Genomic DNA, 10,885 nt, shown 5'->3' on the forward strand with positions numbered 1-10,885 from the left:
CTCCGAATCATTACCAATATTAGATCAGTTGGAAAATCTAACAACATGATCAGACCAGAAAGTGCGGAGCATAGATTACTCCCTTTCCGTCATAAGATTACTTGTATCTTCACTTTGTGTTCATTGCGATACCCTGTGGGTACTCCCTTAGCCGCATCTACGTAAAAAAAAATTATCTTCTAGCAGAAAGGGAGTAGTTTGGAATTATCATCATCTTCACGCAACACTCAAGATTGTTTAGTCAACCTCTGATAAACTGTCCCCAAGGCATCAGCATCACCAACGTTACCTGGAAACAGCACCACAGGCAAATCAGGAAACTGGGGATGATCGCATGGGGTTAACACCATTGAACAACCAGCTAAAATTTGACCGAGTAAGCGGGCTGAAGTTAGGGTTAGTCCATTACTCAAGACATCGTTTGAGGTAATGCCACCCTTGCTGATTAAGAATCCTATATCGGATGGTAAACCCCGCACAATATCCATCAATAAACTTGAAACTTTTGTCCCAAACTCCAATCGGGTGTTGACATCTTTAAAGCTCAGTTCCTGACGGCTAGTATAAACTACTGGTGTTTTACCCGCTTCGTGTGCCGCCTGTGTACTTTCTTTGATTTCAGTTAGCATAACCGCAGATTGATTTGCATCATCAAGTAATCGCGCGACATTTACCTCAATTCCCACTGTTCCCTCTATTTGTAATAGCGCCTCTAACTGCTGAGTGGTCTTTTTCACATGGGAACCAACAATTACAGCACCTGGTTTGCCTTGGCGCACGTATTGCGCCATGTTTTCGGCTGCAATGGGTTGGGGTGGTAAAGCGGCTAAAGCCGTTAAAATACTTGCGCCACTACGAAACAGAAAGCGTTTCCCTTGACTTGCTGCTGCTAATATATCTACTGCAAAGCGGTTGAGATCGTCTTGAGTTTCACCATCAACGACAGCGCACTGATTACCACTCAGTTGTAACAAGCGTTCTAAACTACCTGCGCGAATATCAGCTAGGAGAAACCTTTCTACAGCTTCAGCACTAATTCGTCCTTGAGTCTTTTCTTCAACATACTTGGGTAAGTAACTGTGATGGTAGCTGAAGACTGAATCACGGGCAAATTCGGTTTCATGGACTGGGGTAGGTACACCGCCAATCATCAAGTAATGCACGCTATCGCGGGTGATGCGTCCACCCTCAAAAAAAGCTGGGACAAGAAAATGAGCATCAAAAGGGCCGATTTCTTGTGCGATCGCATCAGTTTCGATGGGATAATGCCCCCGCAAGGTAGAATCAGAACGGCTAACAATCAAAAAATCGTCAATTCCTTCAGCATTCAAAGCGATTTTCAGATTTTGGCAAACTTCTTTGGTGACAGATGTAGCTGACTCTGGTGTTAGTGATCTAGTGTTAGTCAGTACAAAGAAAATCGGCGAATCGTCCTGTAACCCACTGCGTAAAGTGTCCACATCCCAGTGCATTAGCAGCAAGCAGCTGTGGACTGTTTGAGAACCCGTAGGGTCATCATCCAGGACAATTATTTTGGGTTTGTTGCTCATTTAAGTAATCTTTACTGAGAGGATTTTTTAAAAGTATTAGGCGACTAGAAGTCGCTACTATACAAGCATTGTCCACCTCCGTAGACTAATGCAAAATCAATGGTTTTATAACCTGCGGAGGCAGGTTTTGTATTTCGACTCTGCTCAACACAAGTCTGTGTAGCCACGACTTCTAGTCGCCCAAGGTTGACAAACATCCACTTAGCCTTTGTGCAATTTTCTGATTTCTGCTTGCACATCGATTGCAATTTGCAATGATTGATTTAGCAGTTGGGCATATTCGCCTGCTTGACTACTAACTTGTAAAGCTTGCAGACTGGCTAAATTATTCACAAATAACTCTTGATTATTAGCAAGCAATTTTTTATTATCCCGCAAAATTCGTTCCGTTTTCAGAGCGCGGACTAAATCTTCTCTAATTAGTTGCAGGGCCGCGATTACTTGATCTCGGTCATGGAAACTGCTTTCCACGTTTCCTGATGCTGCCAATTGGTCATTAATATCTATAGCAGCAACCAAGTCATGATATTTATCAACTTCATCTAAAAGTATTGTCAGTCCTTCAGGACAGGTTAACTGTCGCCACAGCCATCGCCCTACTAATATCGGCATTGGCACTAAAATTAGTAAAAGAATTCCGAATTTAATTGAAGATCCAATTGTCGGCAAAATAATAAATGCGTAAATAAACCCCACAATTATCGGGGTTAGCGCTAGCGTCACCAGCATTTCATTGATAAAAAACCCTAATCGCTTTTTGCTATCTCGCAAAACAGAGGGGCGAAAAACGTCTTCTGGATCGAATCCAGTCAAACGTCTCAATTCCCCCTTACTAATTTCCAAGCCTATTAAGTCCGGCTGCACGGCTGGATAACTCCTATGGAAGCCCAAGTTGCGTATTTATTTTAATCGGCTTTGGTAGATAAGCAATGGATGGTTACGTATAGTTATGATAAAAAGCAGATTGTGCAACGCCATTAGCTAAATCTGAAAAGCATTTTTGGATACAATGCAGTACGGGTGTAGGCGATCGCCTTTAAGCGCACCACTTCTACTCAGGAAACCAGTGTTTCATCTAAAATTTGTTCTAAAGAGCCAATAAGCGTAACAGGGAATGTATCGATGGGAGGTTGAGAGCGTAGTTTACCGCCGTAGGCATTGCTTGCTTCTTTCCTTGCATCTTGATAACATTCATCAAATATTTCTAAAATGTAAGGTTTTAAGCTAGGACTATCTTTGAGAGCTTTTTTAATCTATCTACGAAAAGCCCTGATTTCCCCTTTCCAATATCCTTGATTCCGTTCTCGTTCCTTATCCCAAAACTTGAGTTTTAGTAGATGTTCAAGAAGCTTAGTTAATAAACTTTCAATTGTTCGCTTCTCTCTTCTACCCATAGTTTCTAATTCTTATAACAAATTATCTAAATCTACAGATGAAAACTGACCAGCGCGAAGTTGGTTGATCGTTTTCCTGATCCAAAGGTAATAATCTTGGTCGTATAAAGCCTTACTTGTTGGTTGTATTTGTATCACCATACACTCGGTTAACTCCTATTCTTTGTAAAAATACTGTGTGTTTTATAGATCAATCGTGATTCAGTTTTTCAATACTAATAACTGCATATAATTTCTGATAAAAATAAAAATATTTCCCGTGGCACTATCATAATAAAGAAATTTGAGTTGTTGGTTGATTGACTACAAAAGCTATTGGTCTGTTAATTTTTCTTACCCTACCTTTATTCAACTCCTCAAGTAATTCTTCAATAGCTTCCCATTGTCCAGAACGAAAGTTGGCTGTGGAGTTATCAAGCGCTTGACGCAGAAGCAATAATCCCTATTTTTGGAGGTCGGTTGCCATATATACTAAGTATTTACTTGTTATTTCTGTTGTAACATCAAAGACAAGCGAAACTTAGTTATGTTGAGGACTCACACCACTTCTTTGTGAGACTGCACCAAATAAAGGTGTGAAAATTTCCAACTTGCATTTAAGGTTTGGGTCATAGCTTTGGGCTGCTAACGCTACATACTCAGTATCCATCATGCTGAGGTTATGAATTTCAGTTAGGTTTCAATACCGGAAATATTCCTTAAGTCTAAAGTAAAGCTTACTGAAAGAATGAGGTTTTAATTTATCAATTCATTGAGAATATACGAGTTCCCATTCATCAACCTCCAAATTCTCAACTCTATAAATCTATAATTAATAAGGGGAAAGGAAATGGCTAAAACTAAAGCTAATAAAGAAAAATCAACAGATATTTTGGCATTAATTGAAGCAGAGCATCGTCAAGTTGAGAATCTTCTTGCAGAAGCAGAAAAATCTAAGGGTGCAAAATTAGTTGAGCAATTCAATAAAATCTATATAGCAGTGATATTACATGCAAGAACTGAAGAATTAGTTTTCTACCCAGCTTTGCGAGAATACGAAGAAACTGAACAATATGTTGAAGAAGCTGAAGAAGAGCATGAAGAAGTTTCATTTATTTTAGAAGAGATTAAGGCGCTTAAACCTACCAATCCTGAGTTTAAAGAAAAAATGCTCGAATTGAAGGAAACATTAGAGCATCATGTACAAGAAGAAGAAAGCGAAATTTTTAATGCTGTGCGCGAATGTATGAGTGATAAAGAGCTAACTGAATTGGGTCAGGAGTTTCAGGAAACTAAAGATAAGTTGGTGTCAAATGTAGAAGCTGCATTAGCAATGTAGGAACGTATTTTATTCTCAGTACTTGTATAACCAATTAGCCCTAATTCCAACGTAATTGGTTCATTAAACAAAATATTCCTTTATTCAGAGAGAAGAAAAATGACTTCTACAAATGGTAAACGCAAAATTCGTTACGCGGTTGTTGGTTTAGGTTGGTTTGCCCAAGAAGCTGCCTTGCCTTCCTTTGGCCACGCCGAAAACTCAGAATTAGTGGCACTGGTTTCAGATGACCCCACTAAAAGCGAAGAACTGAGTAAAAAGTATGGAATAGAGCATACTTACTCCTATGAGGAGTATGAGGACTGTTTGGCAAGCGGCGAGATTGATGCAGTTTATATTGCGTTACCCAATCATTTACATTGTGACTACACTGTGAGGGCTGCTAATCAGGCAATTCATGTATTGTGTGAAAAGCCAATGGCAGTGACAGAAGAAGAATGCGAGGCAATGATTAAAGCTGCCAATGATAATAATGTGAAGCTGATGATTGCCTATCGCTTACATTTAGAAGAAGCAAATTTACAAGCAGTCGAGATTATCCGCTCGAAGCAAATTGGTGAACCACGTATTTTCAATTCGGTTTTTAGTCAACAAGTAGAAGAAGGCAATATTCGTTTACGAAATATAACTGGTGGTGGCACGCTCTATGATATCGGCATTTACTGCATTAATGCTGTACGTTATCTATTTCAAGATGAACCAATTGAAGTATTTGCTGTAGCTGCCAACAAGGGAGAACAACGTTTCAGCGAAGTGGAAGAAATGACTAGTGTCACTTTGCGTTTTCCTAACGAGCGATTGGCAACATTTATCTGTAGTTTTGGAGGGGCAAATGTTTCAACCTACCAGGTTGTAGGTACTAAAGGAGATTTGCGAGTAAAACCTGCCTATCCTTGGCAGGGAGAAATCAAGCATTACCTGACAATTAATGGTGAAACTCAAGAGCGTACCTTTGAGGATCATGACCAACTAGCAGCTGAATTTACCTACTTCTCTGATTGTATTCTGCAAGATAAAGACCCAGAACCATCTGGGACAGAAGGGTTGATTGATGTTTCTATCATTCAAGCACTTTACCAGTCAATTGAGATGGGTAAACCTGTGCAGATAGAAACTCGTAATCGCCATGAACGCCCTAATTCAACCCAAGCTATTGAACTTCCTCCTGCTGAGAAGAAGCCAGAATTAATTCATGCTGCTTCCCCTTCTGGTGAGTCGTAAATAATAATAGATACATTGTTAAGAGCGTAAAGCTAGCTCTACGCTCTTAACCATGTATCTTGAATGAAGTTATATTGCAGCGATCGCGATGTAATTGTAGGGGCACAATATAATCTTACACCCCTACACATCTGGTCTATTCAATTTAAAACTTTGTATCTTCCTAAATATTAAGGATAAAGACCTCTATCAGTCAGCGCCTGGGCAACTCTACCCACCCCTAAAGTGTAAGCTGCTAATCTTAAAGAAATTTGCCGCTTATTAGACTGCTGAATTACCTTGCGGTAGGCTTGCACCATCAAATGCTCCATTTCGCGGTTGACACGTTCCTCATCCCAAAATACATAAGAAAGGCCCTGTACCCACTCCAAATAACTGACTACCACACCACCAGCATTTGCCAAGATGTCTGGTAGTACTGTCACACCCCGCGCTTCTAAGGCCAAGTTAGCCTCAAGAGTAACTGGCCCGTTAGCTGCTTCTGCGACAATTTGCGCTTGCACCTGATTCACATTTTCTCCAGTTATCTGGTTTTCTAAAGCTGCTGGTATTAAGACATCGCAGGGTAAAGTTAATAAATCTGCATTGCTAATTGGTACAGATTGTGGGAAACCTAAAATACTCTTGCGATTTTCAGCAGCGTAGATTTTCAATGCGGGAATATCAAGACCAGCTTCAGAAAATATTCCTCCAGCACCTGTTGAAACAGCAATAATTTTCGCGCCTGCTTGATGGAGTAATTCAGCTGCGGCACCACCGACATTACCAAAACCCTGAATAGCTACTCGCACTCCTACTAAGGATTTACCTTGATCTGCTAGCGCCTCACGCACAATAATCATCGTGCCACGTCCAGTTGCCATTTCCCGTCCCAGCGAACCACCAATGGAAAGCGGTTTACCAGTCACAACTCCTGGTACAGCATGACCAACATTTACAGAGTAAGTGTCCATCATCCAAGCCATTTCACGGGCAGAAGTACCCATGTCTGGCGCAGGGATATCTACGGAAGGCCCAATATCTTTAATCAACTCGCTGATATAACGACGGCTGATTCGCTCTAATTCGCCAACGCTGTAGCGTTTTGGATCTATAGGAATGCCACCCTTCCCACCACCATAAGGAATACCTAATAATGCACATTTCCAGGTCATCAGCATTGCCAAAGCCGATACTTCGCGCAATGTCACAGCCGGATGGTAACGAATTCCGCCTTTGTAGGGGCCTAAAACATCGGAGTGCTGTACACGATGTCCAGCGAGAACCTGTATTTCGCCATTATCTAGTTTCACAGGAATGGAAACTGTGACAACCTTACGCGGGTGGCTGAGGATTTCCAGCAAACCCTGATTTAAATTTAATTCTTTAGCTGCCGCTTCTAAGTAACTACAGGCTTGGTCAAATGGACATATATGCGCTGGAGAAGCAGGTTCTAGCGGTAGTAGTGATTTTGAAATCATAAAATTTTCTCCTAATCACGGTATCTTTAGGAACCGGATATCATTCTGTAACTAGCTTATCCTTTTTTTGGGAAAACGGGAAATTTTGTAGTTTTTGTTACAGTTTTATATTTTATATTCTGCTATATAAAAAGTTTTATGGCGACTAAGCTAATGCGATCGCTACATTCTGTCCACCAAAGCCAAAACTCAAACATAAAACCTGCCTAATTTTACTTAGACGTGTTGCTGTAACGATTTCTAAATCAAATTCCGGCTGCTGCAATCCTACACAAGGCGGTAATATTTGATGCTTTAATGCCATGAGAGAAAAAGCTACGCCTAATGCTCCTGATGCTCCTAATGTATGACCTGTGCTTCCTTTGGTCGAACTAACTGCCACGCCTTGGGGAAACAAACGCCGGATTACCATACTCTCCATCTGATCATTTAGCTGGGTTGCTGTGCCATGAGCATGAATGTAATCAATATCGCTTGGTGTCAGACAACTACGTTCTAGACATTTTTTGATAGCTGCGATCGCACTTTTCCCTTCTGGTTCCGGTGAATTACTATGATATGCGTCGTTAGTTAAGCCGAAACCGAGAATTTCACCATAAACTTTTGCTTGACGCTGCTTTGCCAACTCTGCGGATTCTAAGACAAACACAGCTGCGCCTTCGCCCAAAACTAAGCCTTCTCGCTGCAAATCAAAGGGATAAGCCCCAGTTTTCGCCAAAGCACCCATTTGCTGAAACCCAGCTAAAGTTAGGGGTGTAATCGGTGCTTCTACTGCGCCTGCGATAGCCTGTTGACATTGCCCAGTTTGTATAAGTAAAGCTGCTTGGGCGATAGACCAAATTCCAGTTGCACAAGCTGCCATCGGTGCCAAAACCATACCTGTTGCACCGATTTGTCTTGCAGCGGCGATCGCATTGATATGAGGTAATATCTCTAACCAATTTCCAAAATCAGAAACGGGCAAATTTTTCGCATCTTTATACATTTGCCGCGCCAACCTCTCCCAAGATGCTTGATAAGAGCGGCTCGATCCAATGACTACAGCACAATCAGCTAAAGGTGGAACTAACCCAGCATCTTGCAAAGCAGAAGCAACAACCATCTGAGTTAACATTGTCAACTCAGATGGTTGTTGAGCAATTAAACCTAGAGGAAGTGGTTTTATTTCTGGAAATGGCTGATGTAACCTAATTCCAGATTTACCTGCGATCAGATTTTTCCAACTATCCTCTAAACTTCCACCCAAGGCGGAAACAAGACCAATACCAGTGACAAGAACTTTCACTAAATTTAGGAGTTAGGAGTTAAAAGTTAGGAGTTATTCTCCCCCTGCTTCCTGTGCCTCCCCTGCTCCCCCTGCTCTCTTCCTACTGCCCTGCTATTTTCAGATTTTCAGCCCCTTGGGTGACTTTAGCAGAGTCAATGCGATCGCCTTGCTGAATTTTGTTCACTACATCCAAGCCTTGAGTGACATTGCCAAACACGGCGTAGTTACCATCCAAGAAGGCTAGATCCGCCAACGCAAAGTAAAACTGAGCAGAAGCCGAATCTGGTGCTTGCGATCGCGCCATCGCTACTGCACCCTGTTTATGGGGCAATTTAACGGGTTGAGCAGTAGCATCAAATGGTTTATTGTAAAGCGGAGTATCCGAACCTTTTGGCTTAACTTCTAAAGGTATATAGCGAGCATTACCCGTTTTTGAGTCAATATAGCTACCGGTTCCCAGCTGATCTGCTGGAACTTTCGGGTCTTTGCTTTGGGGATCGCCCCCTTGAACTACAAACGGTTGGGGTTCGCGTACAACTCGATGGAAAGCTAAACCATCGTAAACACCCTTTTGAACTAAATCTACAAAGTTACCAGCTGTAATGGGGGCATCAGTGCCGTCTACTTCGATAGTAATGGGCGAACCTTTAACCGTCATTACCACAGTAGCCTTGCCTTCAAGACGTGGTAAACCAGTTATTCCAGGAATACTCTCACTACTAGTTTGAGATACAGATGTTGCTTCAGTAGTCGTCTGGGTAGTCGAGGTAGCTGTCGAGGTTGGAGGAGAGGTATTAGAAGCTACCTGCTGTGTTGAACATCCTCCAAGCATCACAGCACTGATAAGCACAAGAGAAAGCAAAAATTGTGAAATTTTTAACCGCATTGCCAGTTACTGATTTAACCAGAGTATCTTATCGTTTTCAGGGGAATTGGGATTAGAGGAGAGGTGACAGTTAACAGGTGATACTGAATAATCTGTACCCTGTAACCTTTATCCTCTACCCTAATCTCTTAAAGCCCTTCTAACGATACTCCCAAAAAGCGGGCTAACTTCGCACCTTCTGTTTCCAACTCTCTTAAAGATAAGGGTTGTCCAACCCGTGTTAAGGGAATATCTCGCCGCCCCTTAATGCGTAGATAAAGTGCGCGAAGAGGATTAAGACCTTCCTTAACGGCTATTCGTACAGATTGCACATCTTCTATGCGGCTATCAATCTCAATTTGGCGGTTTTTGCCGGGAAAACCCCAACGGAAGATTTTGATTGTGCCAGTTTCCTGATTAAATTCGTTGTAGCCGCCACCCACATCCCATAAAATCACTAGCCATAGGTATGTGGCTAATAGCAAGCCAGCAGTACCATATAACCCCATCACCAATCCTTGGGGGACAAATACTAGTTTAGTTGGATCGGAAACTATGAGTAAATTAACTTTTAAGTAGCTAGATATCCCAGCCAGTAAAAAGCCGCTTGCTCCCAAGGTAACGATAGTTGCCCACCAGTAGTTACTGAACCGACGAGAACCGAGAACATTTTGATGCAGGAGGCGATCGCCTTTGTTAATCGTTGTTGATGTCGTCATTGAACTACAATTGCCTGTGAGATACTCGCTGTGAAATACTCGCACACTGAATGCTACTAGACAGAACTTGACTAAATTGAAGGCTAGTCATTCAACTAAAGAACACTTTAGAGGGTCTGCTGCTTGATTATTTTACCAAACATTGTTGACAAAAACTCAGATACGCTCCTGCCTCCTGCGACCCATATAATTTATTTGTGAGGGGACGTTATCTGATTTCTTTACTCACTGGCGGATAAAAATTCTTTCTTCCCTTCCCCTGCCTCTTTTTGAACTCCTGGGAATGAGTTACCGAAGAAAGGCAGAGGGCAGAGGGCAGGAGGCAGGAGGAAGAAAATATAATTTTTACCCTCTGCCTTCATAGTTTAAAGCCCCTAAATTTATTTATGGAAAAAAGAAAAAATATATATTTCAAGACGTGCAGCGCAAGAAATACAGCGTCCTTATTAAATCCCCTAAATTTATTTATGGAGATTCCTCCTGCCTCTTGCCTCCTGCCTCCTTAACTACCTACGTCCATCTAGACTAAATTTTCTTACATTTCTGAGAAAAGTTGTGTCAAATTGTAAAATTTCTGATATTCATATTATTTATAAGGTTCGTGTTTCATGCCTGATTTGCTTCTGTGTATCAGGCAAAAACCCTGAGTAGTGTGATAAGTTAAGAATCATTAAGTTACCACAAGCTAGATTACTAGCCGATGGTACGTGTAATGGCATAAAGAAAGAGAAATGCTGATTTCACAGGTCAGCAACTTCTCAGAATCTCAGTCGCTTAAAAGCAGTTGAGATTGTCAAAAAAAAACGTTAATTCCTCATGGCAGCCGGTTACATTGGCTCTCCGTATTGCCTTAGAAACGTTGCAATTTTAGTAAAAAAAGAGGATTTTAGTCCGATGACCATCGCAGTTGGACGTGCGCCCAGTAGAGGGTGGTTTGACGTTCTAGACGACTGGCTCAAGCGCGATCGCTTTGTATTCGTAGGTTGGTCAGGGATACTGTTGTTCCCCTGCGCCTTCCTAGCACTAGGCGGTTGGCTGACCGGCACCACCTTCGTCACCTCTTGGTATACCCACGGATTAGCCTCCTCCTA

At 41.8% G+C, this 10,885-nt stretch carries 11 protein-coding genes and 2 pseudogenes; 3 read left to right on the plus strand and 10 right to left on the minus strand.

Translation table 11 applies throughout. The annotated features are described in order from the left end of the window. Window positions 1–227 precede the first annotated feature (227 nt). The 6 genes and pseudogenes from GNF10_RS07770 to GNF10_RS38410 form a co-directional block, all read right to left on the minus strand. The gene (locus tag GNF10_RS07770) at window positions 228–1,550 is read right to left on the minus strand and encodes a four-carbon acid sugar kinase family protein (protein WP_185581022.1); all 1,323 of its coding nucleotides are present in this window, start codon (window positions 1,548–1,550) and stop codon (window positions 228–230) included. A 44-nt stretch (window positions 1,551–1,594) separates the two neighbouring features. Then, complete coding sequence (locus GNF10_RS07775; protein ID WP_185592007.1) at window positions 1,595–1,747, minus strand: hypothetical protein; 153 nt, start codon at window positions 1,745–1,747, stop codon at window positions 1,595–1,597. A 4-nt stretch (window positions 1,748–1,751) separates the two neighbouring features. After that, on the minus strand, window positions 1,752–2,414 hold the full coding sequence (locus GNF10_RS07780; protein ID WP_185581021.1) for a hypothetical protein: 663 nt from the start codon (window positions 2,412–2,414) through the stop codon (window positions 1,752–1,754). Between the two features lie 187 nt (window positions 2,415–2,601). Then, a pseudogene (locus GNF10_RS07785) lies at window positions 2,602–3,085 on the minus strand (DUF29 domain-containing protein). A gap of 127 nt (window positions 3,086–3,212) precedes the next feature. Then, window positions 3,213–3,380, minus strand: coding sequence for a hypothetical protein (locus GNF10_RS07790; protein WP_185592009.1), 168 nt, complete (start codon window positions 3,378–3,380; stop codon window positions 3,213–3,215). 84 nt (window positions 3,381–3,464) lie between these two features. Continuing rightward, window positions 3,465–3,596, minus strand: a complete 132-nt coding sequence (locus GNF10_RS38410; RefSeq protein WP_260446284.1) for a hypothetical protein — start codon at window positions 3,594–3,596, stop codon at window positions 3,465–3,467. A gap of 177 nt (window positions 3,597–3,773) precedes the next feature. Here GNF10_RS38410 and GNF10_RS07795 point away from each other — a divergent pair, with 177 nt between their 5' ends. Next, window positions 3,774–4,262, plus strand: a complete 489-nt coding sequence (locus GNF10_RS07795; RefSeq protein WP_185581322.1) for a hemerythrin domain-containing protein — start codon at window positions 3,774–3,776, stop codon at window positions 4,260–4,262. Between the two features lie 99 nt (window positions 4,263–4,361). After that, window positions 4,362–5,483 (plus strand): Gfo/Idh/MocA family protein, encoded by a 1,122-nt coding sequence (locus tag GNF10_RS07800; protein WP_185581323.1) that lies wholly within the window; start codon window positions 4,362–4,364, stop codon window positions 5,481–5,483. A 170-nt stretch (window positions 5,484–5,653) separates the two neighbouring features. Here GNF10_RS07800 and GNF10_RS07805 read toward each other — a convergent pair whose 3' ends face one another. From GNF10_RS07805 to GNF10_RS07820, 4 genes are all read right to left on the minus strand, one after another. Further along, the gene (locus GNF10_RS07805; RefSeq protein WP_185581324.1) at window positions 5,654–6,943 is read right to left on the minus strand and encodes a Glu/Leu/Phe/Val dehydrogenase; all 1,290 of its coding nucleotides are present in this window, start codon (window positions 6,941–6,943) and stop codon (window positions 5,654–5,656) included. A 145-nt stretch (window positions 6,944–7,088) separates the two neighbouring features. Then, window positions 7,089–8,228 carry a beta-ketoacyl-ACP synthase gene (locus tag GNF10_RS07810; RefSeq protein ID WP_185581325.1) on the minus strand — a complete coding sequence of 380 codons (1,140 nt, stop codon included), beginning with the start codon at window positions 8,226–8,228 and terminating at the stop codon, window positions 7,089–7,091. 82 nt (window positions 8,229–8,310) lie between these two features. Continuing rightward, window positions 8,311–9,096, minus strand: coding sequence for a peptidylprolyl isomerase (locus GNF10_RS07815; protein ID WP_185581326.1), 786 nt, complete (start codon window positions 9,094–9,096; stop codon window positions 8,311–8,313). A gap of 128 nt (window positions 9,097–9,224) precedes the next feature. Further along, window positions 9,225–9,794, minus strand: coding sequence for a photosystem I assembly protein Ycf4 (locus tag GNF10_RS07820; protein ID WP_185581327.1), 570 nt, complete (start codon window positions 9,792–9,794; stop codon window positions 9,225–9,227). An 894-nt stretch (window positions 9,795–10,688) separates the two neighbouring features. Here GNF10_RS07820 and GNF10_RS07825 point away from each other — a divergent pair. Then, a pseudogene (locus GNF10_RS07825) lies at window positions 10,689–10,885 on the plus strand (photosystem II D2 protein (photosystem q(a) protein)); the annotation flags it as partial.

Origin of the sequence: Nostoc sp. UCD121, from assembly GCF_014222285.1 — a bacterium.
In the GTDB taxonomy this organism is placed as follows: Bacteria; Cyanobacteriota; Cyanobacteriia; order Cyanobacteriales; family Nostocaceae; genus Nostoc.

Coding starts and splice junctions, on each gene's coding strand:
- GNF10_RS07815 (WP_185581326.1), bottom strand. CDS start 9,096: ATGCGGTTAAAAATTTCACAATTTTTGCTTTCTCTTGTGCTTATCAGT.
- GNF10_RS07820 (WP_185581327.1), bottom strand. CDS start 9,794: ATGACGACATCAACAACGATTAACAAAGGCGATCGCCTCCTGCATCAA.
- GNF10_RS07775 (WP_185592007.1), bottom strand. CDS start 1,747: ATGTTTGTCAACCTTGGGCGACTAGAAGTCGTGGCTACACAGACTTGT.
- GNF10_RS07800 (WP_185581323.1), top strand. CDS start 4,362: ATGACTTCTACAAATGGTAAACGCAAAATTCGTTACGCGGTTGTTGGT.
- GNF10_RS38410 (WP_260446284.1), bottom strand. CDS start 3,596: ATGATGGATACTGAGTATGTAGCGTTAGCAGCCCAAAGCTATGACCCA.
- GNF10_RS07770 (WP_185581022.1), bottom strand. CDS start 1,550: ATGAGCAACAAACCCAAAATAATTGTCCTGGATGATGACCCTACGGGT.
- GNF10_RS07795 (WP_185581322.1), top strand. CDS start 3,774: ATGGCTAAAACTAAAGCTAATAAAGAAAAATCAACAGATATTTTGGCA.
- GNF10_RS07805 (WP_185581324.1), bottom strand. CDS start 6,943: ATGATTTCAAAATCACTACTACCGCTAGAACCTGCTTCTCCAGCGCAT.